This is a genomic window from Sphingomonas sp. SORGH_AS_0879, assembly GCF_030819175.1.
In the GTDB taxonomy this organism is placed as follows: Bacteria; Pseudomonadota; Alphaproteobacteria; order Sphingomonadales; family Sphingomonadaceae; genus Sphingomonas.
The window spans coordinates 3,924,111-3,950,897 of sequence record NZ_JAUTBJ010000002.1; the positions used below are offsets into that span (position 1 = coordinate 3,924,111).

Sequence of the window (26,787 nt, forward strand, 5' to 3'; positions counted from 1 at the left end):
GAAGGCGATCCCGGATTGCGGGATGAAAACAGGAGTAAGCGACCATGACCCACCACGACGACGCCATCCTCCGCGCCTACACCATTGCGGCGACCTGGCTTCTGCTCGGCAACCGCAAGCTGAAAGACGGCGTCGTCGTCACGGGTGGTGAGGCGCTCGATCAGGAAGAGCGCGCCCAGATGGCGCGGACGGCGGCCCTGTCCAGCACCGACGTCGTCGCGCTCGAGTTCGGCACCACCGCGGACGGTCGATTCGGGCGGACCGGGATCACGGTCTACCTGCCGCGCGACGAGGGCTGCTATGTCCAGACCGACTGCCGCTTCTGGCTGAGCAAGGCGGGCAACCGCGCCGTGATCCTGCCCCGGCAGGAATCTCGGGGGCATTTCCGCTTGTCGCCGCGCGAACTGATCCACATCGACGGCAAGCCGGCGGAGGATGTGGTCGACGGCATCGCGCGGGCGGATGCCTGGCTGGCTCGTCGGATGGGGGCGAAGTTTGCCAAGGCCGCGAACGCAGATTTCTTCAGCGTGCATGAACTGGCATGATCACCTGCTTTCGCAAAAGGGCGTTCGCTCATGGCAGGCGCACGCGTCAAAGAGGGAATTGCTGGGTTTGGGGATGCGCTTCAGTCAAGTGCGGACCGGAAAGTCTGGTGGAGAGCCGCTGGTCCGCTTTCGGGCGGCCAAGGGCTAAACTGGACCTTCGTTCATAACGGGATGGGTTTCGCTCGACAGTGCGAATGACGACCTGCGGGGGACGGAGGTCGCCTACTGCGAAGGCTCTGATTGCCCATCTTGGCGTGCGGTAAACCGCCGTCTTGCGGGAACATGCGCGAACTAAATGGCGTGGCTTCAGTGGAGGGACGGTATGATCCTTGTCGAAACCGGTGCTTGTGGTAGGCATCGGTGGCGAGCAGTTCGCACTCACAGTCGAGGTCTAAACGCGGGTGGCGACAAACGAGGTTCTTGAGGAACAGCTGATGGAGGTAAGCAGCAGACACGGTGTGCCTGTCCGCGTCCTGCGGCGCCTCCTTGCTTTAGAAGATGATCATCGGAATCTCCACGGTTGGGGCGCTCGTCCGGCTCTGCGGCGAGACATCGCAGCGGTAATCGAGGAGGAGATGCGGGAAGGTGCCGCGGACTGATGCGTTTCCTCCGGATCGAACTTTCCAACATCTTCGCCTATGATCGCGCGGTCTCCATCGATCTGTCGGTGACCACGCCAGAGCGGCCGATTGTGCTTGTCTGGGGCAGGAACGGCATGGGTAAGACGAGCTTTCTCAATTCAATGAAGCTCCTGTTCATCGGCACTGACGACGACCGACTGCGCCACGTCGGCTTCCCGCCACGCAAGCTGCAACCGAAGGCCTACGTGCTCGGCGACGAGGGCGGCTGGTCAGGCGTCATCAACAGGCGCGCGCGTCATCGTGCGCAGAGCACCGGCGTGCCGGTGACCGCCCACGTTGGGGCCACGTGGGAGATGCCCGACGGGAGGATCATAACCGCGACGAGAAGTTGGACGTCGAGCGGCGGCGGGTTCCAGGAGGGGCTGGTCGTGACCGACGGTGAGGCTCGGCTGACCGGGCTCGCGGCGGGTGAGCGGCTCGAGGAGTTCATGCCCCGGGAGTTCGTCGGCTTCTTCTTCTTCGACGGTGAAGACATTAAGAGCCTCGCCGAGGCCGACGGGATCTATCAGACCCAGTTTGATCGTCTGCTTCGCATCACCTTCGTGGACAGTCTCGCCGGCGAGGTGCGCAAGCTCGCGGCCGACCGGGGTCGCGGCATGCTAAGCGACAGTCTGCGGGAACAGATTCAACAGGCCGAAGAGAGTTTGCTGCGGCTGAGGAATGGTCGCGAGATCGCACAGCAGGAGCTCGAGCGGCTGAATGCGCTTCTGAATGTGGACGAGGCCGATCTGCGGCGTCAGCTGATCAAGCGCGAGAACCTCAGCGGCGGTGCGTCGGAGGCCAAGCGCGAGGCTCTAGAACGGCGGCAGGGCGATCTGCGCGCCGACCTCGCGCGCGTGGAGAGCGAGATCATCGAGAGGGCGCCGGCCGACGCTCCGATGCTGGCCAACCTCGAGCTTCTGGTCGCGGCTGAGGAGGCACTCCGTCACCGCCTCAAGTCGCTCGGTGGCAACGCGCACGACGTGTCGGGCCGTATCGTGGGCGCGCTACCGAGGTGGTTGGACGAGATCGATCTGCCCGTCGACCTTGATGAGAGACGCAGGGTGGTGGCGTTCCTGTCCGAGCGCATGACAGGGTTAACCGCGGCGCCCAGAACGGGAGGCCCGTTCGACTCCCTCGACGCTTTGCACGCGCAGCGCATGCTGGACGACGTCATGCGCTGGACGACGGCCGGCCGCGACCTTCGCCGTGGCCAGGTGGCCCTGCTTGCACAGGTCCGCCGCCTCCGTGGCGATCTGGCCGACCTCGCAGAGGAGATGATGCAGCTGGAGGTCGGCTCGCAGACGACCCTCGAACGGTACAGGGAGGCCGCGGCGGCCGTCGCCGCGCTCGAGGTCCGCGTGGCCGAATACAACCAAGCGATCGGACGGTACCGCACGCAGCTCGACGAGGCCGATCAGCGAGAGCGGAACGCGGCCGAGCTCCTGGCGGGTCTGCGCGCCCGGGAGGACGAGGAACTGCGCAACCAGGAGGAGTCGCGCCATATCCTCAAGATCAGCGCGGCGCTCGTCGACCTGAGGGAGGGGCTGCGCTCCGCGCTCAGAGGACGTCTCGAGGATCGGATCAACGAGCGCTTCCAGTCACTGCTGCACGACAATGAGGTGGTCGAGAGGGTCGCGATCGATGAGAGCTACACGCTCACGTTTTACGGTCGCCTTGGTGACCGCATCGGTCGATCGAGCCTTTCGAGCGGCCTCAAGCAGCTTGCCGCGACGGCGCTTCTCTGGGCGCTGAAGGACACGTCGGGGGTGGTGATGCCGGTCGCTGTCGACACTCCGCTCGGGCGCATCGATCGGGCTAACCAGGGCAGGATGCTCCGTGACTACTATCCCCGCGTCGCGGAGCAGGTGATCGTGCTCCCGACGGACGCTGAGATCGACGCGGAGAAGTATCGCATGCTGCTGCCGCACGTCGCGACCGAGTACCTGATCGAGAATCCTTTCGGCGACGGGGCCGGAATCTCGCAGGGTAGCCTCATGCCGGAGAGCGTACGTGGTTGATCGGATTCATCTGTCCGGAGAGGATCGCGAGACTCTGCAGTCCGTCCTTCGCAAGGGCCTCGCGCAGAGGACGGAGCAGTGGCTCCCCGCCAGGATCGCGCTTGCCCAGTCGCTCCGTATACCCGAACCCCCCGACGCCGAGCGCTACAAGGCGCTCTCGTCCCGACCGGGAGGCGTCGAGATGCACGCGCCCCAGCTCATCGGGGAGGGAAGGGGCCGCGGCGGCGACCTCACCGACGTCATGAGAGCCATGCTCTCCATCTACCACGGCGCGGACGTGGCGGAGGACGACGAGCTGCTGCGGGATCTGCTGCAGCGGCACGTCAGGCGGGGTCTGGACCACATCCGAGCGAGATGGGACGGCGAACGCGACTTCGTCGACTACATGCTGGACGACCTCTACTTCGACGAAGGCGCGGTCGACGAGGCGGCGGCCGCTACCGCCGATGGCGAGGAGAGGCTCGCGCGTGTGCTGGGCCAGCTCGGCGTCGGCGCCACCGTCGTCGAGGTGCGCGACGGACCCAGGCTCACCCGGTTCACCCTCGACCTCCACTCCCTTGAGGATCTTGACCGCCTCCGGCGCAACCTCGCCAAGCTGGCGTTCGCGCTGGGCTTGGACGACAATGCCATTACCCAGACCCGTGCGCCGGGCGAGCAGCAAGTCCACCTTCTCGTCCCGAGGCCCCCGGCGACGTGGCGCACCGTCTCCTGGGTGGATCTGCGCGGCGAACTCTCCTCGGCGCAGGCACGCGCCATGCGGCTTCCGCTCTGCCTCGGCACGGATGCGATGGGGACGCCGCTCCTGCGGGATCTTGCCGACGCGCCGCACCTGCTCGTCGCCGGCACCACCGGCAGCGGGAAGAGCATGACGCTGCACGCGATGCTGCTCTCGCTCATCGAGGCGCCCGACGCCGCGAGCGAGCTCCTGTTGATAGATCCGAAGGCGGTGGAGTTTTCCGCCTACTCGAAGTTCCCGCGGCTCCGCACCGGCGGCGTCGTCACGACGGCTGACGCCGCGCTGGTCGCACTCGAGGATCTCGTCGAGGAGATGGGCGTCCGACAGGAGAGGATGCGCGCCCTCGACGCTCGCGACATCGACGAAGCAAATGCGCTGGGTGCGCGCATGCACCGCATCGTCGTCGTGGTCGACGAGCTCGCCGACCTCTTCTTCTCCAAGAGCGATGTCGAGACGCCGCTGATCAGGCTGGCGCAGAAGGCTCGATCTTCCGGCATCCACCTCGTGCTGGCGACGCAGCGTCCTGAAGCGGCGACCTTCTCGGGCTTGCTGCGGTCGAACATCCCGAGCCGGATCGCTTTGACGGTCCAGAAGGCTGCGGAGTCGCGGATCATCCTGGACGAGGGCGGTGCGGAGGCGCTGCAGAAGCGGGGCGACATGCTTGTGCGGTTCACCGGCGAGAGCACGGTGCGGGCGCATGGCTGTCGCATACTGCCCGGCGACATCCAGGCCGCCATGGGAGATTTGCGATGAGCCTCCGGGTGAGCGACTGGAAGATGGTCGGACTGACCCTCAGCGAGGTCGGCCCGTTCAGATCCGGCAAGCGCGAGTTCTCGTTCATAGGGGAGACCGCTCCCGCCGACGCGGATCCGGGCTCGAGCCCGGGTCCAAGCAACCTCTACATGCTCCTCGCGCCCAACGGCATGGGCAAGACGACCGTCATGGAATCGATCCACGGGCTTTTCGGTCTCATGGCCGATCCCGTAGCCGGACGCTTCTCGAACCCGCGGCATGGAGGTGCGGCCCAGCTTGACGTCCGGGCGTCCTGGGAGATCGATGGCGCGAGCCAGACAGTCCTGCTGTCGATATGGACCGGCGCCGACGCGCCGCTGAAGTTCTGGACCGAGGATCAGATAGCGGATCAGGTCCAGGCCGAAGGGTGGGTGCGGCTCGGACTGACGAGCGGTCTTCAGGGGCCGATCGTACTTCCGGGAACCGACGACCTCGGCCGTAGGCTCTTCACGACCATCCGCGAGGGGCAGAGCGACAAGACGCGGTCGCTGACGGATGAACCAAGCCTCCTGCCCACCGTCCTCTACTTTCCTGCTGACCGATCCCTTGTCGCGCCCCAAGGCGAGAGGGTCGTCATACCTCCCGAAGACTGGGGCTATTCGCCAGTGTACCGGTTCGGGCACGACGGTCCTGAGTGGCGTACCACCGTGGACAGCCTCTTCGTATGGCTTGAGTGGCTCGGCGAGGAGAACGTCAAGCCGTTCCTCGACCGCGTGAGCAGGCACGTCTTCGAGGATGAGAGCGGGAAGACGATCCTCAGGCCCGAGCGCGCCGAACTTACGACCTACGTCGCGACGAGGGACGGTCCGCATCCGCTCGCCGGTTTGAGCCATGGCGAGCGAGCGCTGCTGCAGATGTTCGGCCGCATCTTCAGCTACAGCACGTCCAACACTATCGTGCTCATCGACGAGATAGAGCTTCATCTGCACACGAGATGGGTGAACAGGATGTTCCGTGAGTTGAAGGCGATGCTTGTGGATAAACCCGGGGTGTCATTGTTCTTCTCGACGCACGACCGCGAGCTGATCAAGACGTTTGACTACGAGAACCCAGAAGTTGGCCTGACGAAGGGCGGCTTCCTAATCGATGAGATGAATTGATGCCTCGTCTTTCGGAAATTGGTGACAACGAGGCCATCGACAATCGTTACGCGCGAAAGGTCATCGTCTACGTCGAGTCGGAAGCCGACGCCACGATCTTCTACGGCCTCACCGAGCCGGGCATCAGGGAGTTCCTGGAGTTCAAACCGCCAACGTCTTTGTCCAGAGGAGCCGACGCGGTCATTGAGGAGGTGAGGCTCAGACGTCCGCAGTACCGGCGAACCTTCGGCCTGATCGACGGCGAGGAGGCGGCCGGTTACGGCGCGATCGACGTATTGCTCGAATGTCGCACGACGATCTTCAGGCTCCAGGAGGCCGAGGAGGGTCTGATCTTCCTGGGTCAGCACGAGATCGAGAACGTCCTGATCCTGCACGGCGGTCTGGCGGAGCTCATACGCCGCGACCGCAGCATCCTTTCCTCGGCCGAGCTGTCTGACGGCGAGATCGCGGAGCGGGTGGCGACCGTGGTGCGCCAGTTCTTCCAGGCGGCTCTGCTGAAGTACGCCTCGATGACGTACAACCACCTGGTCAACAAGGTGACGCCAAAGAGCGGCTGCAAGGTTATCGACAGCGCGCGGTTCCTGCGATCGGCACCACGGGGCGCGGTACTCGGTGAGATCAAGGCGTCGGTCGAGGCCGAGGGCATCGTCGCCTGGGATGATCTCATGCGGGAGGTCAAACGGACGTGGCGCCTCGTGCGGCGGGAGTTCATCGACACGCGACCTGATTCCGCGCGGTGCGGCCTCGAGCGCATGCGCCTCACGGATGGGAAGAGCGTGGTGGCGAGGCTGGCCGCCTTGTCGTCGTCGGACTCGGGCAAGTGGAGCAACCATCTGCTCGAGACCGCGAAGACCAGCGACTACGCTGACCGCTTCAGGGCGGAGCTTCTCGAGTTCACGGGCGCCGCCTGAAGGCCGGGCCGGGCTTCACCGCCTCTGAAGAACCTGGCCCGCCGCCTCGAGCAGGGGATCGGCGCGATTGCGCAGGCCGTCCCAGAGCAGCCCCGCACCGCGGGCCCAATGAGCGGCCACAGCGTCTTGTAGTTCCCGGCGACCCAGCGGGCCCGTGTTCGAGTAGCCGGTGATCACGCTGATCCAGGAAGCGAGATCCTCCGCCCCGGCCCCGAAGAGGGTCTCACCGCGGATCACCTTGCCGTCAAGGTTGTCGACGGCGGCCGGAGGGGTCGTGATACTGAGGGACTTGGCGATCGCGAGACGCGCGGGTTGATAGCGGTACTGGAACTCGAGCGCCTTCAGGAGCGAGAGCGTCGCGGTCTCTCCCGAACGGGAGGTGCGGAAATCGATCCGGCCGATTTCTGAGAGGCTGAGGAGCTTTGGAGCGGGAGGGACGTTCACGCGGCCACCTCCTCGACGTATCCGTCGGCGAAGTCGCTGACGCCGACCCCTGAGCCGAGCTGCAGGCGGTGGGTGATGCGTACGACGCCCGCCGTCGCTGGCGCCAGTGCGGAGAGGTGCCGATGGCCGATCTCCTCGGGCTGCGTCAGCAGTATGGTCTGACCGCCGCGCTCCATGAGCATCTTCATGACGCCGGCTCGATGCTGGGAGTCGAGCCGGCTGAGCGGCGTGTCGACCACCAAGGGCAGCTCGCGCTTGGCGACCGCTCCGACCGCGGCGATGAGCGACAGGGCGAACAGCTGGCTCTCTCCGGCCGACAGCCTGTAGTCGGTAACGTCGTGGCCGTTGGCGTCGAACAGCGCGACGGATCCGTCCCGCTTTATCGATACCCGCGCGATCTGGTCCTTGTGGGACAGTCGCCTGAAGCACTCGCTCACTGCCTCGGCGAAGCGGTCGTACTTGGACGCCGCCTGGGCGGCGATCCACCGTTCCAGCTCGTCAGCCAGGTGGCGCGCGGCCGACGCGCCCTTCGTCTTCGGCGCCAGGGTTGCAAGTCTACCTTCGACTTCGCGCAGTTCACGGAGCTCGGGTTCGAGAGAGGCTTCCAGGAGGGACAGCTCGCGCTCGATGCCGCGACGCTGCTCCTCTGCCCTTTCCAGCCGTGCGGCAATTTCCACCAGCTCTCGCTGAGCGTCCTCTCGCCCCGCCTGCCGGCGCTGCTCGTCGAGGCGTGCCATCTCAAGCTTCGTCACCTCGCCGCTGACCTGCTCGAGCTCCGTCCGCAGGGCGCCCACCCGCCCGACCGCGTCGGCTCCCGCGCTCCGGAGGCGGTTAGCGACCATGCGATGCTCGGTACCGGCGAGATGCACATGCACGGGGGCGCCCGCGGGAGCTGCGCCGTCGCCCGCCCAAGCGCGCTCCAAGCGCGAGCGCATCGCCTTCGCCACCGACCGATCCAAAGGAGGGTGAAGCGCTGCGAACCTATGCCAGACCTCCTCCAGACCGGCTCGTCCAAGTTCCGCCGTGGAAGCTATCTGGCCCTCCCGCTCGACCTCGTCGGCAACACGCGACGTGAGTGCCGAACCCATCACGGCGAACGGGCCGAACTCGGCAAGGACGGCGGCGAGTTCCCGGCGGAGCCGCGCCTTCTCGACCTCGAGCGCGTGGCTGTGCTCAAGCGACGCCTGGAGGTCGGCGTGCGTACCGTTGGCTGTGACGGCCAGGGCGATCAGAGCGGCTTCGCGCAGACCGCGTTCTCGCTCCACCTCCTCCTTGACGGCCACGAGGCGCTCGTCGGCGCTGGCGATGGTATTCCTCAAGCGCCCGATGCGATCGTGGAGCTTGACCAGTTCGTCCGGGTCACCAGCGGCCGCGCCGCGTTCGCGATCCTTGGCGTAGGCGCGAAGGTCGTCGGCCAGCGCCACGACGTCGTCCAAGCCCAGGACCCTCTCGATCGCGGTCCTCACTTGGTCGGACAGCCTGCGGTCCGCCCAACGCTCGATCTGCTCGCCATCGAAGACGAAGAACGGCGCGAGGCCGGCGGGCATGATCCTGTGCTCGACCTGCTCCTGCAGCCAGCCGAACGGCTCCGCGCCGTCCGGGGCGCGGAGCAGTTCGCGGTTCCAGCCGACGTGGACGAAGAGCTCCTCGTCGGCTTCGATGAGCGACCCGGACTCGTCGAAGTACCACTTCCTTTCGACTTCGATCGGACCGTCGGCGGTATCGAAGTCCAGCCGGACGGCGCAGGCGCCCTCGCGCCTGGAACGTTCCGCTCGGTGCAGGACGCGTTCCATGACCGCGGCGTAAGATCGACGCAAAGAGTTGCGGCCGGTCGTCACGCCGATGAGCGGTGCGAGGTCGACGAGGGCACGCCGCCCGAACAGCCCGAACGCGAACGCTTCGAGGATCGAGCTTTTGCCGAAACCGTTCTGGCCACCGACGATGAAGAGGGGACGCGCAGGATCCGCGTCGCCGAGACGGAGCTCGGCGCGTTCGAAGGAGCGCCAGTTCCTGAGCCGGATGCGGCTGAGCCGAACTGGGCCTCGATCCGTAATCGAGTCCCCGGCCGCGCGGGGCTCGTCAAGACCTTGGAGCTCGGGGGCGGCCAGCAGCTCGTCGAACTTCGCAAACAGCGTGCGGCGGTTGCCGGCTCCCAGGCTCGCGGAGCGGTTGAGCAGCAAACTCGGGACAATTGCTGGAAGGCGGTCGTCCATGAGCGTCATGCCGCATTCCCCACGGCAGGCGCGAGTGCATCCTCCACCCAATGGCGGTGGATGGCGTCGATCTCGTCCTGTCGGATCAATTCGAAACCGACCTCGGCCTGGGTCGTGAGCAGTCGGTCGAGGATTTCGCGACGCGCCTGCAGCGTGAAGGGGCCGGGGATGAGGCGGCCGCTCCCCACGAAGTTATGGGAGCCGTTGCGCCGCGTGGGGCTCCGCTTGCTGTTGTCGTCGCGCAGCGCCTTGAGCCAGTCCCGCATCTCGAGCAGTGGCTCCAGGGCCTCGTGACCGGCGTCGACGAACGCCTCGGCGCTCTTGTCCTTCTCCACCACCGTGCACGTCCAGCATCCAAATCGCGAGGACTTGGTGCCGCAGGACGGTGCCTCCTCCTTGTCCGTCACGAGGGGGCATTCGCCGCCGCCGGCGTTCCGGTAGATGGTCACCAAGTCGCGATGGCTCCCTCCCCATGGCGGATCGGACTGCAGCAACACCTGCCAGACCTCGTCAGTCGACAGGTCGACTATAGGCTTGAAGATGAAGCATTTCTCGAGGCTGTTGTGCGGATTCAACCGCTTACCCCCGTTGCGATAGCGATGCACGCTGACGGCACGTTGGGGGGACTCCGCCGCCCGAACCCCGAGCAGAAGGACGCTCCTGCCCGCGGACTCGGTCTGCTGCCGTATGTACTTGCTGGTCGGTGCGATCTTCATCCTGTCCGTGCACCAGCGGAACATCCGGCTGGGGGAGGGATAGCCGCGACCGATCAAGTTCACCCAGAACGTCTGTTCGACCTCTGGCATTGTGCGCGCCACGGTGAGCGGCAGGCGGAGCGGCTCGACGCACGCTTCGATCCGGTCGAGGACGGTGTCGAGGTGGCGCGCGATGATGGGTGATTCCACCAGCGTGTCGTTGGCCACCACGTGGACGTGCCGCTTCCGTGCCCTGGGCGGGAGGTCCATCAGCATCTCGAAGACCAGCTGCGCAAGGAGGGTGCTGTCCTTGCCTCCGGAGAAGCCTATGATCCAGGGCGCCGCGTCGGGCTGCGTATACTCGTCGCGGAGCTCGTCGATAATCCCCCTGATCTTGACGTCGAGCGTGGGCTGCTCGTTCTCTCGGGCTGGAGTCATGCTACCTTCCGGTTCATAGATCGCAGTGAGGTGACCGCTTCGGCAAGCGCGTCAATGGCGGTGCTGACTTCGGCACGGTTGGTGGAGGGCCCGAGACTGATGCGGACCGCTCCCCTGGCGCGGCGGTCGTCGGCACCGATCGCCTTCAGGACGTGGGAGGGGTCCAGCGACGAGGATGTGCAGGCCGAACCAGTGGCGAGCGCTATCCTCTGCCTTACGGCCATTACGAGAGCCTCTCCGTCCACTCCTTGGAAGCTCACGTTTAGGTTTCCGGCGAGCCGATGCTCGAGGCCGCCGTTGACCGTGAGACCGCCGAGCGCGCGTAATCCGGTCAGAAGCTTGTCGCGGAGTTCGCCGACACGCGCCTCTCGCTCGACCATCTCCTTAGCGGCGTGTTGGCAGGCGGTACCGAAGGCAATGCACAGGGGTGCGGGCACGGTGCCGGACCGCAGACCGCCCTCCTGTCCGCCGCCTCTGAGCAGCGGCGCGAGCCGGCGTCGCAGGCGCCGGCGGCAGTAGAGGGCCCCGATGCCGGAAGGCCCTCCCATCTTGTGTGACGATAGGCTGGCCAAGTCCATTCTCGCCGCCTGCAACGGGACCTTCGTCAGCGCCTGCGCGACATCAGAATGCAGCAGCGCGCCGGACGCTTCGACGAGGTCGGCGATCTGGTCGATCGGCTGGACGGTGCCGATCTCGTGGTTCGCCGCCGCGATCGACACGAGGCCGACGTCCGGACCCAGGAGGTCGGCGAGATGGTCTAGGTCGACCCGGCCGTCGGCGGCGAGGCGAACCTTATCCACCGCGAAGCCCGGCAGGGACTCTGCCGCCGCGAGGACGGAGGGATGTTCGCCGGCTGATACGACGAGGCGGTTGCGTCCCCCTTCAAGCAGGAACGCGGCGACGCCGCCGAACGCCAGATTGTTGGCCTCGGTTGCGCCAGACAGGAAAACTATCTCTCCCGGCTGCGCCGAGATGGTCCTGGCCACCTCGGCCCGGGCGACTTCGAGCGCGGCCTTGGTCGCCTCACCGGGGCCGTGGGAGGAGTGCGGATTGAAGTCGTAGCGCCCGTACGCGTCGTTCAGCGACGAGAGGGCGCGGGGGTCGATCGGGGTGTGCGCCTGATGATCGAGATAGATGACCGTACCAACCGACAAATCGTGCTCCAGCTTGCATCGGCGCTGCGAGCTTCGCTCCAGCGACGTGGTCTTCTTATAGTTTGACGGTGCTCCGCTTTGAAGCGATTTCCAGTTCGGTAGCCTGGGACTTGCGATGTAATTTCCAGACACGGTGTCAGCGGCGGACGACAATGGGGGCACCGTGCCGACGCGCGAGCCGCGGGGAGGCTCCAAGCGGCACGCGGACGTGCTCGTCGGCTATCGTCAGGACGGACATCCGAAGATGCGCAATTCGTGGGGGCTGCGAAACCCGGACGGGGACGCCATCCGCGATCGGAGCCACTGCCATCTCCCACACGGGTATTTCTAGGGCATCGTCTCGGCCGGGCTCGACGACACCAGCCCGCTGCTGCCGCGCACCGACGACGTTGATCCTCCAGCCGCCGTCCGGGAGGATCGCACGCCCTTCGTCTTCGACGAAGCCCGCGAACGGGTCGCAACGCTGGTCTCGCGCGTGGTCCGGGACCGGGTGTTCCGTCGTATCGTGCTGCGCGCCTATGACGAGCGCTGCGCCGTCACCGGGCTAAAGCTGATCAACGGCGGCGGTCGTGCCGAGGTCGAGGCCGCCCATATCCGGCCGGTCGAGGCGAACGGTCCCGACATCATAAGCAACGGCATGGCGCTGTCGGGCACGGCGCACTGGATGTTCGACCGGGGCCTGATCGGCTTCGACGATGACATGCGCATCCTGGTGTCGCGCCAAGTCAACGATCCCGACAGCGTCCGCTTGATCGTGAACCCGTCCGGGCGCGCGATCCTGCCCGCGCATCTGGTGAGCCGACCGCACCCGGACTTCGTGCGGTGGCACCGCGACCACCGCTTCAAGCAGTAGCTGACACCGGTCCGAACGCTCCGTTGAGGCGGAGCGGTGAACAGCGTGATTCAGGGAGGCGCAATTCCGCTAAGGTGAATCCTTCACCTTTGCGTGCGTCGCCATGCGGCGAGGCGAGGCCGGGACGCCGGGGTCGGCGTCCCCAAGGGCGCGCCGGGGGCGCGGCCCGTCGGTGTCGGGGCCACCTCGGGGAAATCGACATGGAGGTGATTCTCACCGTGATTCACGTCCTGTACCATAGCGGGCATCAGGAGCCCGGCTATGTCGATCCAGCGTCCCCTCGGTCCCATCGGTCATTGTTCTGCACGGTTGCGACGCCTGCTGGCGATCGAGGAGGAAGAGGCGCTCGGCCGCACGGTACGGGTCCGGCGGGATGTCCGTGACGCGGTCAGGGACCGGAAGCCGCACGGCAATCGCTGGTCGCGCTCCCCCAATTTCGCGGTGCCGGGTGCCTTCCACCAGCGGTTCGTCTCGGCAGACGGAAAGGTCACCTTCAACTTCACCTTCGAGCCGGTCAGCAAGACCAGCGATGGCGGCTGCCAGATCAAGACGTCGGAGGGAACCAGGCGATTGGAGGCCGGGGCGGCGAAGGATCACGACGCCTATATCGACCGTCCCGGGGCGGTGGAGGTCACGATCTCGCCGGACTGGTTCGATCGCTATGCGGTGCGACCGTCCGCGACAGAGGCAATCGATGGCAAGCGCGCCGTCTTTTCCAACATCTCGCCCGACCCACTGGAACGGCAAGCCTATTGGCAGGCCGTGCACGAGTGCGAACGCACGCCCGGCGTGGACCGGCTGACGCTGGTGCCGGAGAATGCGTCGCGCGGCGCCTGGCAGGCGCTGGCGGCCGCGCCCGATGTCCCCGAGGCGGTGCGCGACATTGCCGCCGTCTTCGCCACCGCCAGGGGCAAGCGCAAAGCCCGCGCCATCCCGCTCGATGATCTGGCAATCGACGGTGCCGCCGCGCGCGAATTGGCGGAGACGCTCGCCACGATCCTGGGGACCGGCAAGAAGAAGTCGGCTGTCAGGGTCTCGAAGGGACGTGGCGGACGGACGCAATACCGGTTGACGGCGGAGTTTCCCGATGGGCTCGATGCCGCGGGTCGGCGAGCGGTCACCCAAGCCATCTGCGACCGGCTGGATTCGGCCGGCATCATGTACGTCGCCGCGATCCATGCGCCCGATCATCACAATGACCACCGCAATCACCACCTGCACCTCGCCTGTCATGACCGACCCGCCAGGAAGATCGGGGACCGTTGGGACTTCACGATCGCCGAGAAGGTCGAGGGACAGCATCGCCGGGTCCGCTATCCGTACGCACAGAAGAAGGTGGCCGAATGGTCTCGCGATCCGGACGGCGGTAACCATCGCTACTATGGCAGCACCTCGGTGGCTGAGATGCGGGCATTCTTCGCCGACCGGTGCAACGAGGAACTCGACCGACTGGGCGCCACCCGCAAGTTCCATCCAGGCACGCTGCGCTCGCTGGGGTGCGAGCGCGACGGGCAGAAGCCACTCGGCACCCGTGCGGCGCCGCTGGAGGCCGTCGGCGTGCCGACCGCGACGGGCATCGACAATGCCGAGCTCCTCTGGTCGGCCCTGCTCTGCGAAGCGTGGACCGCGGCTGAGGAGCGCACCAAGGCCCGCACCGCCCTCCGCCGCCGGCTGGCCGAGGCGGAGCGTCGGTTCACGGAGGGAGCGGGTGTCGATCAGGCCCACGTCGCCGCCATCCGTGATCTCACCGCCCGGCTCGATGTGGCCGACGCGGTGCTGCGCCAGCATGATGCCGAATGCGCCGAGTACGACGTCACGCTGGCAATGGCACGCGCCCGGCCGGACAAGACGATCACCGTCTGCCGCCGCATCCTGAAGGCTATCGGCGAAGGCAAGGCGGACTCGGCCGAGCAGCGGGCGAACGCCGCGATCGCCGCCCGCGCCGACGCAGCCGAGGCGTTCCTCGCCGGCATCGCTGCCATCGAGCGCGATCATGCCCCGGTGCTGGCCAAGTACCGGACGGCGGTCACAACGGCCCGGGCAGAGGTCGAGGCGATCGCGGATGCTGCAACGCCGCTGATCGAACGCCCTGCACCGGCTCGCACGCTCGAGCCGGCCCGTCCGGACCCGCGGGCAACGCTTGAGGCGCTGTTCGACCGGATCATGACGGACGACATACCGATCCTGCCGCCGGGCGGCACGGTGACCGAATATCGTGTGCCCGGCGTGACGCGCGTCGAGTTCGCCGCTCTGACCACGCCCGCCCTGGCGGAGATGGCGCAGAAGCGCCTCGCCGTTCTGGCCGACATCCAGGCCAAGCGGATGACCGCTGCCGCAAAGCACCTTGCATCGGTCGGCACGGAGGTCCTGACGCGTGCCGCCGCCGATGGCGACCCCGGCGCAGCGCGGACACTGAAGCACGTCCGCGCCTATGGCGCCCATCCCGTCTATCTGCGCGCTCTGGCCGAGGCGCAGAAGACGGAGCCGCCGGTCACTGCGCCCGCCGAGAAGACCGGCCGCACGTGGCGGGATTTCATCGGGGGCCTGCTGGGTCACAATCCGCCGGTCCAGCCTTCTACTCCCATCGAACCGACGCCACAGCCGCCCGTCCCGGAACCGGTCAGGGATGCGGCACTCTCGTCGCGTGACGAGGCGATCGCGGCCCTAGCCGCCGCGCTCCTTGTCGACTCCACCCTGCGGGTTGTCGAAGGGAAGCATGGGCTCGTCATCGACACTGCCGACGCTCCCGACTGGCGGGTGTCCGCCGACGTCTTTGCCGACGCGCCTGCGGTCCTTGACGCGATGCGTCGACGTCACGCGGCGCCGTGGCTTGACCACAGTGCCATCGAGCGGAACCGCCTGCTGGCCGACCTCCGCGCCGCGCTGATGAGTGTCACCCGGCCTCCCCTCCGGAAGATCGGGGAACAGTGGAACGTCGATCTCCCCGACAAACGGCTCGCTGCCCTCGTCACCCGCTGGCGCGGGTACGACAGTCTCGACGCCCTTCTGACTGACGTCGATCGCCAGTGGCGGGGGACCGACGTAGACCGGTACATCGTCGAGGGATCGACTAGCGTTGGAACCGGCGACGCGACCGTCAGCCACGTCCCGGATCTCGGCACGGACCGTGGTGATGGGCTGCACGACGACCGCGCCTTCGCCCCCATGGGCTGGGGGGACCGGGGTCGGGGGTGGAGTGGTGAACGCTAGATAGCGCTTCACCGTCGCCCCGCTGATGCCGAAGTGCCTGGCGGTGACGGACAGGCTCGCCCCGTTCGTGATGCGCCAGGCGATGACCTCGACGGGATCCGCCTTGCGCGGTCGTCCGAGGCTCGGCTTGCCGCGATGCGTCAGACCGGTGGCGGCGAGCGACTTCCTAGCGAGATCACGCCCGGCCTGGGTGCGCTCGCGGATGGTCTCGCGCTCCATCTCCGCGATCTGCGCCAGCACCGCGAGGACCAGGAGACCGACACCCGACGTGATCGTACCGAGCGTGGGCACCACGACTTCAACCTTCTTGTCCATGAGCGCCCGCACCGTCGCCTGGATGTCCAGCGCATCGCGGCCGAGCCGATCGATAGCGGTGACGTGCAGCCTGTCGCCCTCGCGGATGTATTCGAGCAACGCGGCGAAGCCGGGCCGGTCCTGGGTCAGCACCGAGCCGCTGACGTTCTTATCGAAGAACTCCTTGTCGAAGGGCTGGACGATCGATCCGAGCAACGCGCTACGCTGCGCCTCGATCGTCTGACCGCTGGTCGACACACGGTAATAGGCAATCTCACTCATTCTTTTTCATCCTGGGGTGAAAGTTACCCCAGCACTTCCGAACCTAGCTCAATTGCCTTTCTTCTATCTTCTGGGCCCGCGCTGACGCCCGCCGAGACCTTGGCGCGAAAGTTGGAACTTTCGCACGGAGGAAGATGAGGAAGGACCGATTGTGTGGAGGAGGATGAAATGAGACCACCGACGATGACGGACGAAGAGGCAGACGCCCTGTGGCGCGAGATGTGCCTCGAACTGGCGAAGCCGCCCACCGAAATCATCGCGGTGAACGACAATCCTGGTCACATGCCCGTCAGAAAGGACCGGGGACCGCGTCGTTACGATTTCATCTATACCGCTCGGGCATTCATGATGGCCGAATGGCAGGCTGTTCGCTGATCGACGTATCGATCATGAGAACGCGAACGCTTGGCGTTAAGTGGGGGTAAGGGGGTGTAGTCGCTGTGCAGTTCCCACTGCTCATCGCCTCCACCCCCTTACCCCCACAACTATTATACTGCCCAATCCCTGCGATCCGGTTAACATCTGCGTGCCCTCGACAAAGCGATCGGGATCGCCGGTCGCTGTGCGTAAGCCTGACTTTAACGACCCGACCGTATCTCAGCTGCCTAAAGGGGGAACCGCCAGATGACCGGAGAAAGTTGGACTGTCCGCGCACGCCAGGGACACTATCAAGCTGTCGATGCGGCATCGGACCGACAGACGATGGACTATGCCGTCGAGGGCCTGATGCCTGCCACCGGGGCCACGATCTGGTTCGGCGCGGGATCGACCGGCAAGACGCAGCTTCTCCTCTGGCTCGCGGCGCATGTTGCCGCCGCCGGCGACAAGGCGCCGCGTCAGTGGCTGGGCGCGGACGTCAACGTCCGCGGCCACGTGCTGGTCCTGACCGCCGAGGATCTGCGCGAGCATGTGCTCCAGCGCATCGGCATGATCGCCCGCCGCATGATCGACCAGTCCGGCGGCTCCGACGAGGACGTCGCGGCGCTGTGCCGGCGCATCCATGTCATGGCGTTCCTGAGCATGGATACGGCCGAGTTCACGGAGCCTAATCCCTGCCTGTTCAAACGGGGAGCAGGCGGATGGCAGCCAAGCGCTGTCCTCAAGGGCGTCGAATCCTTCCTCGACGACTGGAACGCCCGCGCCGAGGACAATGGTCGCCCCGAGGACCGGATCGTCGGGGTCATTCTCGACTCCGCCGTGTCGATGGCGGGATTCGAACTCGCCAATTCCGAGGCGACGACGAACTTCCTCTTCTACCTGAATCGCCTGTCACGGCGGCAGAAGATGTTCTGGGCGGTGATCGGCCACACGCCGAAGGACGCGGCAAAGAAGGCCGACGACGCCGCGATCGAGCGGCTGCGTGGCTCGGCCATGTGGTCGACCACGCCCCGTACCGTCGTCGAAGTCCGGCTCGCCGGACCGTCCGAGGACCTGGAATCCGTTCGCGCCGCCCATCCCGGCCTGACCGACCGCGACGTCGTCATCGTCGAGGTGGCCAAGGCAAACTCGCTCGGCGCCGATCTGCGGCCTCGCGCGCTGCTCCGGGACAAGCGCGGCGCCTATGACGATATCACGTCGGACTTCCCCGGCATCTTCAGTGCGGCCCCTTCGCCGTCGCGGGGCAAGGCGACCCTGCATACACCCGAGCTCCGCCGCGCCGTTCTAGCCCTGCTCGCGACGTTCGACGGCGGTAAGCCAGGCACCGTCATCGAACGGGACGCGATCCGTGGCGCGTTCAACGCGGCGAAGGCATCGTCCCCGGTCCTCGCCGCAATCTCCGACGAGATCGAAGGCAAGCGTGGAAAAACACCCGGAACGCTGGCCAAGGAACTGGCGGACATGAACAAGGCTGGTCTGATCGATACGCACCGGGGTAACATCCGCATCGTCGATCTCGCGGCCGACAATGACCAGTCGTTGGCTAAGGCCGCAGAATAGCAAGAGCCTGCATTCGTCCAAATATGGCCATCAATGTTGCGCGATCTCGCTTTACGGGCCATATTTGGACGATGCTGCACACACCTGGTGAAATCGCGGCGGATCTCGGCCGGAGGATACAGCATCGTCGCCTGGCGATGAACCTGACGCAAGTCGACGCGGCGGCCCGCGCCGGCGTCTCCTATCGCACCTGGCGGCGCCTCGAGGCCGAGGGCAAGGCGTCGATCGACGACCTCGTCCGCGCGGCCGTGGCGCTGCGGTGCGAGCAGGATCTGTTCACCCTCTTCCCGGAGCCGGTGGCCAGTTCGATGGATGCCCTGCTGGAGCAAAAACGGATGACCGAACGCACCGCGCCGAAGCGCCGCCGCCGGGCCGCGTCGAGGATTCCATCGTGAAGCTGAGGCCGGGGGCACCGCTGGGGCTCGCACTGGCGTTCGACGATTCCGCGCCGGCCGCGCAAGCGGGGCGAGTCGTGATGGCCGGTGGCGTCGCCCAGCTCGAATGGTCTCCCGATGTGATCCGCAGCGGCTTGCTCGTTGCCCCGCTGCTCTATCCTCCCGAGCCGGGCTTGCACGCCGCGCGGAGCCGGTCGTTCGGCGGGCTGCACGGCTTCCTGGCAGACAGCCTGCCCGATGCCTGGGGACGGCTGCTGCTGCGGCGTCGCCTCGCCAGGATCGACGTCCAGTTCGACACGCTGAACCCGGTCGATCAACTGGCGATCATCGGCGCCGGTGGCCGTGGCGCGCTGGTCTATCAGCCAGCCACCACGCCTGACGATGCGATCGGGACGATCGACCTAGATGCCCTGGCCGAGGAATCGCGGTTGCTCCTCGCCGGGGACGAGGGCGCACTGGTCGACACGCTGGCGGCGCTGGGCGGCGCGTCGGGCGGCGCTCGTCCCAAGGTCCATGTCGGCTTCGCCCCCGACGGCGCGATCAGCGTCGGCGAGGCCGCGGACGGCCATGACGCCTGGATCGTCAAGTTCCGCGCGACCGGCGACCCGGTCGACATCGGCCCGGTCGAGGAAGCCTATGCCCGCATGGCCCGCGCCGCCGGTCTGACGATCGCGGAATCCCGCGTCCTGCCCGAGCGCGACGGGCCTGGCTATTTCGCGACGCGCCGCTTCGACCGACCGGCCCCCGGACGCCGGCTGCACATGGTATCCCTCGCCGGGGCAGCCGAAGCCCCGTCCGAGATGCCGAGCCTCGACTATGACGGATTCTTGCGTGCGACCATGGCGATCACCCGCCATGCCGGCGACGTCGAACAAGCCTTCCGCCGCATGGTCTTCAACGTCCTGGCGCATAATCGCGACGACCATACCCGGCAGCATAGCTATCTGATGGGACCGAGCGGTGAGTGGCGCCTCGCCCCGGCCTATGATCTGACCTTCTCGGTCGGCCCGGGCGGCGAACACTATCTCGCGGTCGAAGGCGAAGGCCGCACCCCGACCCGCGCCCACGTCCTCGCGCTGGGCCGCCGCCATGGCCTGTCGGATCGCGTCATCGCCCAGATCATCGACCGAACGCGCGGCGCGCTGGCCGAATGGCCGGTCATCGCCGCCGATGTCGGCGTCACTGTCTCGCGACGCGAGATCGCGGATCGTCTGAAGATCACCGACGACCGCTTCGGGTGAGAAGAAGGCCCTGCACGTGGGGTAACCCACGACAGGAAGGAAAAGACATGATGAGCATCGACGCGGACGCCGGCGGCACCGTCGCGATGACGCCGGGGACCGGCCCGGTCCTCCCCCAGGACATGATCGACGCGGCAACCGCCGACGCCATCCTGCGGCTCGACCGCAAGATCGCCCGTGCGATCCAGACGGACCGGGGCATCAACCTCAAGTCGGAGGATCTCGACCTCCTTACCCTGGTGGGTGCAGTGAACCTGCTCGGAAAGGCGCGAAGCGAAATCCTGAAGGAAAAAGCGCAGTGCCGGCACCGAAAGTTCTCTACCGCCGGGGTGAATTCCACCTCGATCACGTCCGGGGCAAGGACGGCGAGGTTGCCAGTCCGAACTTCTACGTCTGCTGGTACGACCAAGCCACCGGCCGGATGCAGCGACGCAGCACGCGCACGGCTGATCTTCGCCTAGCGATCGAGGTGCTCGACCGTCACTATCTGGCGTTCCACCAGCCTGCCGATGACGACAAGGCGTCCTACACGGTTCATCAGGCGATGACCGACTATTGGACGCTGCACGGCGCCGAACAGGCCAGCGCCGACGCGATCCGCGCCCGGCTGAAACTGGTGAACCGGTTCATCGACCATGAGATCGCGATCGGTGTACTGCGTGAACCCGTGCTGCCGACGGTGCTGGACGCCGAATGGCTGATGCGTTTTCGAAAATGGGGGACCGAGATCGATCCCGTGACCCAGCGGCGGCGTGACCCGGAGACCGGCGAATGGACCGTGTCGACCCGCAAACGGGCGAAGTCGACGGTCGAGGAGAGCATCATCCAGCTGAAGGCAGCCTTGCGGTTCAACGTGAAGCGTATGGAGGCGGTGCCCGAACTGAAGCACCTGCCCCGCGCCGCCGTGACGCCGGAGCGCAACTTCCGCCTCTCGCTCGACCAGATCGCCGAGATGCTCGACTATACGGCGGAAGGAGAGCCGGAGCTCAGCCCGGCGCATCCGGCACGACTGATGCCACTGCGCCGCTACCTGATCGGTGCGATCTGCACGCTAGCGCGGCCGGACGCGCTCTACGATATCTCGGTGCGGCCCGACCGGCAGCAATGGCACCGCGACGCCGGCGTGCTCGACCTCAACCCAGCGGGGCGGATCCAGACGCGCAAAAACCGACCGGCGCTCCCCGTCACATCGCTTCTGGCGAACTGGCTCGAGGCGACGGACGACCGGCTGGTCTGTCACGAGAGCGTGGCAGAGGAGGACGAGGACCGTTGGGTCGTTCAGCGGCCCGTGGCAGACGTCAAAAAGGCATGGAGCGTCATGGCAAGGCGGTTCGGGGTGCCGGTCGGCTTCGGCCCCAAGCTGATGCGCCACAGCATGGCGACCCTGATCGCACAGCGCGGCGTCTCGCAGCAGGAGATCCCGTTGGCGCTCGGACACGTGGTGCTGCCTCAGTCGACGCGGCGCTACGTGATCTTCAGTCCGGCTTATCTCTCCGAGACCCGACAGGGGCTGGAGGACATTGCCTCCGAGCTGGCGCGGAAGATGTCGACGCCGCTTCACGCAAAACCCACGCAAGTCGGTCCCGATGGACGGCGGCGGCGGACGTGACGGCCTGGCATTTTCACGCCATCGCTGCCGCTCCCAATCCGCTGGCGCAGCCGCCCTAGTGCCCTCGAGGCCCCCGTGGACCCGGATGTTCCACTCGGCATGACACGCAAAAGGCACGCAAAACCTTGACGCGCAACTCGGAAGCCTGAAAACCAAAAACCCCGCTAAGCCGTTGGCCTAGCGGGGTTTTCGATGGTGGGCGTGGCAAGGATTGAACTTGCGACCCCTGCGATGTCAACACAGTGCTCTACCACTGAGCTACACGCCCGCCGGAGGTGGGCCAATTAGCAGGTTCGATCGGGCTGGCAACCCCTAAATTGCGCCGTCGACCGAATCCGTGTGAAAAAGTCGGTCCACCTCCATCACCAGGTCACGCAGGTGGAAGGGTTTGGACAGGACGCGGGCGTTGGGCATCGCCTGCCCGGCCTTCAGCGTGACCGCCGCGAAGCCGGTGATGAACATCACGCGCAGATCGGGGACGATCGCGGCGGCGCGCTGGGCCAGTTCGATGCCGTCCATCTCGGGCATGACGATGTCGGTCAGCAGCAGATCGAACCGCTCGCTCTCCAGCAACGGGAGGGCCGCCGTGCCGCGATCGACCGCCGAAACCCGGTATCCCGACCGGGTCAGCGCGCGCGTCAGATATTCGCGCATGACCTCGTCATCTTCGGCCAGCAGAATGTGAAACATGTCGTGATTCCGATCCATCTTGGCCATCAGCTTAGCGAAAAGGTGGTTAATATTTCCAGACCATTGCGTCGATCCGTGCCCCGACCTAGGCTCATGGGCAATGGCAAGCCCGATCCCCGGCGCATCTTTCCAAAGCCTTGGCGGGCCGGTCACTGGCCCGGTCGTGATCTCGGTGCCCCATGGCGGGCGCGATTATCCGCATGCCCTGATCGAGGCGTTGCGCGTGCCGCTTTCCGCCGTGATGGGGCTGGAGGACCGGCTGATCGATCTGGTCGCGCAGGGGGCCTGCACCGACGAGCCGATGCTGGTCCAGACCCTGCCCCGCGCCTGGATCGACCTCAATCGCGACGAGGGCGAGCGGGATCCGGTCATCGATCTGGGCGCACGACCACGAGGGCGCGCCTCGGCCAAGTTGCGCAGCGGGCTGGGGCTCGTCCCACGCCGCGTCGCCGGGCATGGCGACATCTGGTCGCGCCGCTTCAGCGATGCCGAGATGACCGAGCGGATCGCGACCGATCACCGCCCCTATCATGAGGCGCTGGAACAGGCTCTGGCGGAAGCACGGGCGCGGTTCGGCGTCGCCGTCCTGCTCGACCTTCATTCGATGCCGCCGCTGGGGGCCGCCGACCTGGTGCCCCGAATCGTGATCGGGGATCGCCACGGGGTGACGGCGGACACCCGCTTCGTTCGCCGGATCGAGGCGGAGGCGCGGGCTTGCGGCATCGCCGTGACCCGCAACGCGCCCTATGCCGGGGGCCATATCGTGCAGCGCCATGGCGCCCCCCGACGCGGCATCCATGCGATCCAGTTGGAACTCGACCGCTCGCTCTATCTCGACAGCGCGCTGGAGGCCCCCGGTGCGGGCTTCGACGCGACGGTGGCGATGGTCCGCACGATGCTGGCCGCCCTGGCCGCCGAGGCGCTGGGCCAGCCGGTTTCGCTCGCGGCGGAATAGCCCGAACAAAAAACCACCTCGCGCAAGGGGGAGAGCGCGAGGTGGCCAAGGTTCAGGGAGGAGACACGCTGAAAGCGTGTCATACGACATCGCGAAAGGGGGGACACGACGCCGTACAGGATATAAATAAGAAGGGGCCTATTTGGTTCAACCCTGCCCAGCACAATTCGTCATTTTTTCGTCACGGCTGGTGGAAGACCGCCCATTGCGGCCGCCGGGCGAATGTGAAACGCTCCCGCCATGATTACCAATATGCAGGCCAGCACCGGAGGATGCCAGTGCGGAGCGGTGCGCTTTCGTGTCGAGGGGCCTTTGGGCGACGCCTCCATCTGTCATTGCCGAATGTGCCAGAAGGCCACGGGCGGATTGTTCGGTCCTTATGTCAACGCTCTACGCGATGCGGTGACCTGGACCAGGGGCCAGCCTGCTCATTTTCAGAGTTCCAACAAGGTGCGCCGCGGATTCTGTCGGACTTGCGGGACACCCTCACCTTTGAATATGGGGAAAGCATCAGTTTTGCGATCGGCGCGATGGACGAACCGCGATCGATCGAACTGAAAGAGCAACTGGCTTCGCCGGAACGGATCGCGGACTTTGAAGCATGGGCGAAGCTACCGGAACATCCGGTGGATGAGCCCGAGGCAGCGGCCTATCTCGCCCAAATCGTCTCGTTCCAGCATCCCGATTTCGATACGCACGATTGGTCGCCAAGGGCATAGGCGGGGCTATTCGCCCCTCGGCGGTCTTGGGCCGGGTCTGGTTTGTCGAAGCCCCTATCCGGGGGACCATCAGCGCGCGCGAAAACTCATCCGGGCGAGCAGGCCGTCGCGCAGCAGGAAATGATGGCGCAGCGCCGCCGCGACATGGATCGCCACCAAGGCCAGCATCACCCAGCCGAGAATCTCATGCGCCTCATGCCCGACCCCGGCGGCGGCCTTGCCGATCGGCAAGGGCGGTACGTCGAACAGGCCGAACCAGCTGACCGGGCGCGGCACGTCGCGGCCCGATCCCATCGCCCAGCCGGTCATCGGCATGGCGATCATCAGAAAATAGAGGGTGGCGTGCAGCGCATGGGCACTGCCACGGGCCCAAACCGGAATTTCGGCGGGCAGGAACGGCGGGCGATGGCCCAGTCGCCAGACGATCCGCGCGGCGGTCAGCGCCAGCACGGTCAGGCCGATCGCCTTGTGCAGGGGGATGGTCCCCGGCAACAGGCTTTCGTGAAGCAGTCCGATGGCCAGATTGACCACGACCAGCGCCGCGATCGTCCAGTGAAAGACGATCGCGACCTGGCTGTAGCGCGGACTGGCAACGACCGGCCCGCGCATCCCATCAACCCAGCGGCTGGAGCTGCGGCTGCGGCATCTTGCCGAGCTGCGCCTGGCGGGCGAAGATGTCGCGCATCAGCGACAGCGAGAAGAGATGCGCATAGAGCAGCGGCAGCATGCCCGACTGGCTCATCTTGCGGAGCTGGTCACCGCGAAGGTCGACCAGCTTTTCCTCGTTGATCATCTGGAAACCGCGATAGACGAAGGGCTGGTCCGCGCCTTCCGGCTGGATCGAGACTTCGCCGTCCATCAGCAGACCCATTTCGGTCAGCTCGGTCATGAAGTTCTGGGTGCGGGCACCGGCCTGTTCGAACGATTCGTTGAACGACAGGATGTTCTTGGTCAGCTCGCTGGGCTGGTTGCCGTCGAACAGCGCATCGCCCTCGTCGAACGCGCCGATCGTCGGCGAGGTCGGGTCGAAGCAGAGCGACAGCTCTTCCGACTCGGGGCGCAGCTTGGCCAGCATGTACGGATAGCGGCGGATATAGGCCGGGACGTAGAAGTTCGTCTCGGTCAGGCGGCCTTCGTCGTCGACGAAGACGTTCACGCCCTCGTTCAGGCCCATCAGCGCCAGCGGGATCGGCTGGTCGCCGACCGAGAAGACGATCGGCATGAAACGCTGCACCAGCGGAAATTCATCGACGGTCACGGGGATCGCGTGCTGGCCGACCAGGAAAGGCGCGGTCTCTTGCGGACGAACCTTGAAGTTGGCGTGAGCCTCGCTCGAAAGCGGCTCCAGGCCGTTATAGAAAAGGGGAAGGGACGGCGCGCTGGCCATGATAATCTCCAAAAAACTCGTCCACGCGAGCCCCCCGGCCGCGCGTCGTGCCCCCGTGTCTATGGGCCCGGAGCCTCATGCGCAAGCGACGAGCTTGCCGGGATTGAACAGACCGTGCGGATCGAGCGCCGTCTTGATCGCGCGGATCGCGCTAACCCTTTCAGGGGAAAGGCGTAGCAGTTCGTCGCGCTTCATCTGGCCGATGCCATGCTCCGCCGAAATGGTCCCCCCCGCCGCCATCACCAGGTCATGGACGAAGCGGGTGATGGTCGCCGCCTGCTCGGCATAGAATCGGTCGCGATCGGTGCCGGGGGCGGCGCGGACATGGAAATGGATGTTGCCGTCGCCCAGATGACCGAAGCCCGAGGCATGGGTGCCGGGAAAGCGCGCGTCGCACGCCGCCGCCGCCTCGACCATGAAGCGCGGCATCGCCTCGACCGGCACAGCGATATCGTGCTGCACCGCCGGGCCCAGCGCCCGCTCGGCATCGGACAGCGAATGGCGGAGCAGCCAGAAGGCCTCGCTCTGCGCCTGCGACGCGGCGATCACCGCATCGGCGGCGATGCCCTCGGCCAGCGCCTTGGCCAGTTGCGCCTCCAGCATCGCGGCTGGATCGGCGGCGGGATCGCCGGTCACCGCCTCGATCAGGACATGCCAGGGGTGGCTGGTCTGCAACGGGCTGCGCGCCCCGGGCAGATGCGCGACGGCGGCGGCCAGGCTTTCGGCGGGCATGATCTCGAAACTCTCGATCATGTCGCTCGCCGCCTGCAACCGGCGGAGCAGCGCCAGCCCGGCGGCGGGGTCGGACAGGCCGACCCAGGCGGTGGCGCTGGCCGCGATCGCCAGGGCGAGCCGCAGCGCCGCCGCCGTGACGATGCCCAGCGTCCCCTCCGCGCCGATCAGCAACTGGCCGAGATCATATCCGCGATTGTCCTTCTTGAGCGCGGACAGCCCGTCGTAAAGCGTCCCGTCGGGCAGCACCGCCTCCACGCCCAGGGTCAGCCCGCGCATCGTCCCGAAGCGCAGCACCTGCGTCCCGCCCGCATTGGTCGAGACCAGCCCCCCCACCGTCGCATTGCCCTTGGCCCCCAGGGTCAGCGGAAAGCGTGCCCCCTCCCCTTCGGCGGCGGCGTGCAGATCGGCCAGGATCACGCCCGCCTCGGCCACGATCATCGCCGACCCCGTGTCGATCCGCCGAACCCGGTTCATCCGTCGGGTGGACAGGATCAGCGCCGACCCGTCCGCCGGTGGCGTCGCGCCGCCGACCATCGAGCTGTTCCCCCCCTGCGGAACCAGAGGCACGCGGTGCTCGGCCGCCGCGCGCAGCACCGCCTGCACCTCGCCTTTGTCGGCGGGAGCGAGGATGGCGGGGGCATGACCCGAAAAGCGACGCCGCCAATCCACTTCCCATGGTGCGATCAGCGCGGGGTCGGTGACGATCCCCTTCTCCCCCAAGATGGGCGACAGGGCGTGGAGCAGGGCGGTCTGGGCAGGCGTCATGGCGAATGCGACTAGGACAGGTTCATAAAGCGTTCAACGATGGGG

At 66.5% G+C, this 26,787-nt stretch carries 25 protein-coding genes, 1 tRNA gene and 1 pseudogene; 17 read left to right on the forward strand and 10 right to left on the reverse strand.

Annotated elements, in window-relative coordinates; genetic code table 11:
• Positions 1-44 precede the first annotated feature (44 nt).
• From QE379_RS18360 to QE379_RS18380, 6 genes are all read left to right on the forward strand, one after another.
• The gene (locus QE379_RS18360) at positions 45-545 is read left to right on the forward strand and encodes a hypothetical protein (protein ID WP_307002689.1); all 501 of its coding nucleotides are present in this window, start codon (positions 45-47) and stop codon (positions 543-545) included.
• Positions 546-979: 434 nt separating this feature from the next.
• Positions 980-1,144: a DNA modification system-associated small protein gene (locus QE379_RS19705; protein WP_373461873.1), complete on the forward strand. Its 165-nt coding sequence runs from the start codon at positions 980-982 to the stop codon at positions 1,142-1,144.
• Positions 1,144-3,186 (forward strand): DNA sulfur modification protein DndD, encoded by a 2,043-nt coding sequence (gene dndD, locus QE379_RS18365; protein ID WP_307002691.1) that lies wholly within the window; start codon positions 1,144-1,146, stop codon positions 3,184-3,186. The genes QE379_RS19705 and dndD overlap by 1 nt, the downstream gene beginning before the upstream one ends.
• Positions 3,179-4,675, forward strand: coding sequence for an FtsK/SpoIIIE domain-containing protein (locus QE379_RS18370; protein WP_307002693.1), 1,497 nt, complete (start codon positions 3,179-3,181; stop codon positions 4,673-4,675). Before dndD ends, QE379_RS18370 begins: the two co-directional genes overlap by 8 nt.
• Positions 4,672-5,814, forward strand: coding sequence for an ATP-binding protein (locus tag QE379_RS18375; RefSeq protein ID WP_307002695.1), 1,143 nt, complete (start codon positions 4,672-4,674; stop codon positions 5,812-5,814). Before QE379_RS18370 ends, QE379_RS18375 begins: the two co-directional genes overlap by 4 nt.
• A complete protein-coding gene (locus tag QE379_RS18380) occupies positions 5,814-6,725 on the forward strand; it encodes a hypothetical protein (RefSeq protein ID WP_307002697.1) in 912 nt (303 codons plus the stop codon). The genes QE379_RS18375 and QE379_RS18380 overlap by 1 nt, the downstream gene beginning before the upstream one ends.
• 15 nt (positions 6,726-6,740) lie before the next feature.
• Here the strand turns inward: QE379_RS18380 and QE379_RS18385 are convergent, their stop codons facing one another.
• The 4 genes from QE379_RS18385 to QE379_RS18400 are packed head-to-tail and all read right to left on the reverse strand — an operon-like array spanning position 6,741 to position 11,669.
• Positions 6,741-7,169 carry a DndE family protein gene (locus tag QE379_RS18385; RefSeq protein WP_307002698.1) on the reverse strand — a complete coding sequence of 143 codons (429 nt, stop codon included), beginning with the start codon at positions 7,167-7,169 and terminating at the stop codon, positions 6,741-6,743.
• Positions 7,166-9,382 (reverse strand): AAA family ATPase, encoded by a 2,217-nt coding sequence (locus QE379_RS18390; protein WP_307002700.1) that lies wholly within the window; start codon positions 9,380-9,382, stop codon positions 7,166-7,168. The genes QE379_RS18385 and QE379_RS18390 overlap by 4 nt, the downstream gene beginning before the upstream one ends.
• A 5-nt stretch (positions 9,383-9,387) precedes the next feature.
• Positions 9,388-10,515, reverse strand: a complete 1,128-nt coding sequence (gene dndC / locus QE379_RS18395) for a DNA phosphorothioation system sulfurtransferase DndC (protein ID WP_307002701.1) — start codon at positions 10,513-10,515, stop codon at positions 9,388-9,390.
• Entirely contained in the window at positions 10,512-11,669 is a 1,158-nt protein-coding gene (locus QE379_RS18400) for a cysteine desulfurase family protein (protein ID WP_307002703.1), read from the reverse strand. Before QE379_RS18400 ends, dndC begins: the two co-directional genes overlap by 4 nt.
• 490 nt (positions 11,670-12,159) lie before the next feature.
• Here QE379_RS18400 and QE379_RS18405 point away from each other — a divergent pair, with 490 nt between their 5' ends.
• On the forward strand, positions 12,160-12,522 hold the full coding sequence (locus QE379_RS18405) for an HNH endonuclease (RefSeq protein ID WP_307002705.1): 363 nt from the start codon (positions 12,160-12,162) through the stop codon (positions 12,520-12,522).
• A gap of 261 nt (positions 12,523-12,783) precedes the next feature.
• A complete protein-coding gene (locus tag QE379_RS18410; RefSeq protein ID WP_307002707.1) occupies positions 12,784-15,732 on the forward strand; it encodes a MobA/MobL family protein in 2,949 nt (982 codons plus the stop codon).
• 222 nt (positions 15,733-15,954) lie between these two features.
• On the opposite strand, the pseudogene QE379_RS18415 reads toward QE379_RS18410, so the two are convergent.
• Positions 15,955-16,308, reverse strand: a pseudogene (locus QE379_RS18415) (recombinase family protein); the annotation flags it as partial.
• Positions 16,309-16,491: 183 nt separating this feature from the next.
• Here QE379_RS18415 and QE379_RS18420 point away from each other — a divergent pair.
• The 6 genes from QE379_RS18420 (at position 16,492) to QE379_RS18445 (ending at position 21,491) form a co-directional block, all read left to right on the forward strand.
• Positions 16,492-16,683, forward strand: a complete 192-nt coding sequence (locus QE379_RS18420; protein ID WP_307002709.1) for a hypothetical protein — start codon at positions 16,492-16,494, stop codon at positions 16,681-16,683.
• A gap of 249 nt (positions 16,684-16,932) precedes the next feature.
• Positions 16,933-18,246 (forward strand): AAA family ATPase, encoded by a 1,314-nt coding sequence (locus QE379_RS18425; RefSeq protein WP_307002711.1) that lies wholly within the window; start codon positions 16,933-16,935, stop codon positions 18,244-18,246.
• A 71-nt stretch (positions 18,247-18,317) separates the two neighbouring features.
• A complete protein-coding gene (locus tag QE379_RS18430) occupies positions 18,318-18,641 on the forward strand; it encodes a helix-turn-helix domain-containing protein (RefSeq protein WP_307002714.1) in 324 nt (107 codons plus the stop codon).
• Positions 18,638-19,882, forward strand: a complete 1,245-nt coding sequence (locus QE379_RS18435; protein ID WP_307002716.1) for a type II toxin-antitoxin system HipA family toxin — start codon at positions 18,638-18,640, stop codon at positions 19,880-19,882. Before QE379_RS18430 ends, QE379_RS18435 begins: the two co-directional genes overlap by 4 nt.
• A gap of 47 nt (positions 19,883-19,929) precedes the next feature.
• Complete coding sequence (locus QE379_RS18440) at positions 19,930-20,343, forward strand: hypothetical protein (protein WP_307002718.1); 414 nt, start codon at positions 19,930-19,932, stop codon at positions 20,341-20,343.
• Entirely contained in the window at positions 20,304-21,491 is a 1,188-nt protein-coding gene (locus QE379_RS18445) for a hypothetical protein (RefSeq protein WP_307002720.1), read from the forward strand. The genes QE379_RS18440 and QE379_RS18445 overlap by 40 nt, the downstream gene beginning before the upstream one ends.
• A 193-nt stretch (positions 21,492-21,684) precedes the next feature.
• Here QE379_RS18445 and QE379_RS18450 read toward each other — a convergent pair.
• A tRNA-Val gene (locus tag QE379_RS18450) sits at positions 21,685-21,759 on the reverse strand.
• 44 nt (positions 21,760-21,803) lie between these two features.
• Complete coding sequence (gene cpdR, locus QE379_RS18455; RefSeq protein WP_267434382.1) at positions 21,804-22,181, reverse strand: cell cycle two-component system response regulator CpdR; 378 nt, start codon at positions 22,179-22,181, stop codon at positions 21,804-21,806.
• Positions 22,182-22,281: 100 nt separating this feature from the next.
• On the opposite strand from cpdR, the gene QE379_RS18460 reads away from it, so the two are divergent.
• From QE379_RS18460 to QE379_RS18465, 3 genes are all read left to right on the forward strand, one after another.
• A complete protein-coding gene (locus QE379_RS18460; RefSeq protein ID WP_307002723.1) occupies positions 22,282-23,136 on the forward strand; it encodes an N-formylglutamate amidohydrolase in 855 nt (284 codons plus the stop codon).
• Between the two features lie 342 nt (positions 23,137-23,478).
• Positions 23,479-23,694: a GFA family protein gene (locus QE379_RS19710; RefSeq protein WP_373461875.1), complete on the forward strand. Its 216-nt coding sequence runs from the start codon at positions 23,479-23,481 to the stop codon at positions 23,692-23,694.
• Positions 23,610-23,855, forward strand: coding sequence for a hypothetical protein (locus QE379_RS18465; RefSeq protein ID WP_307002725.1), 246 nt, complete (start codon positions 23,610-23,612; stop codon positions 23,853-23,855). The genes QE379_RS19710 and QE379_RS18465 overlap by 85 nt, the downstream gene beginning before the upstream one ends.
• A gap of 69 nt (positions 23,856-23,924) precedes the next feature.
• On the opposite strand, the gene QE379_RS18470 is transcribed toward QE379_RS18465, so the two are convergent.
• The 3 genes from QE379_RS18470 to QE379_RS18480 all read right to left on the reverse strand — a co-directional run bounded on the left by QE379_RS18470 (position 23,925) and on the right by QE379_RS18480 (position 26,742).
• On the reverse strand, positions 23,925-24,464 hold the full coding sequence (locus QE379_RS18470; RefSeq protein WP_307002726.1) for a cytochrome b: 540 nt from the start codon (positions 24,462-24,464) through the stop codon (positions 23,925-23,927).
• A gap of 4 nt (positions 24,465-24,468) precedes the next feature.
• A complete protein-coding gene (locus tag QE379_RS18475) occupies positions 24,469-25,242 on the reverse strand; it encodes a SapC family protein (protein ID WP_267434378.1) in 774 nt (257 codons plus the stop codon).
• A 75-nt stretch (positions 25,243-25,317) separates the two neighbouring features.
• The gene (locus QE379_RS18480; RefSeq protein WP_307002729.1) at positions 25,318-26,742 is read right to left on the reverse strand and encodes an FAD-binding oxidoreductase; all 1,425 of its coding nucleotides are present in this window, start codon (positions 26,740-26,742) and stop codon (positions 25,318-25,320) included.
• Between the last annotated feature and the right edge of the window lie 45 nt (positions 26,743-26,787).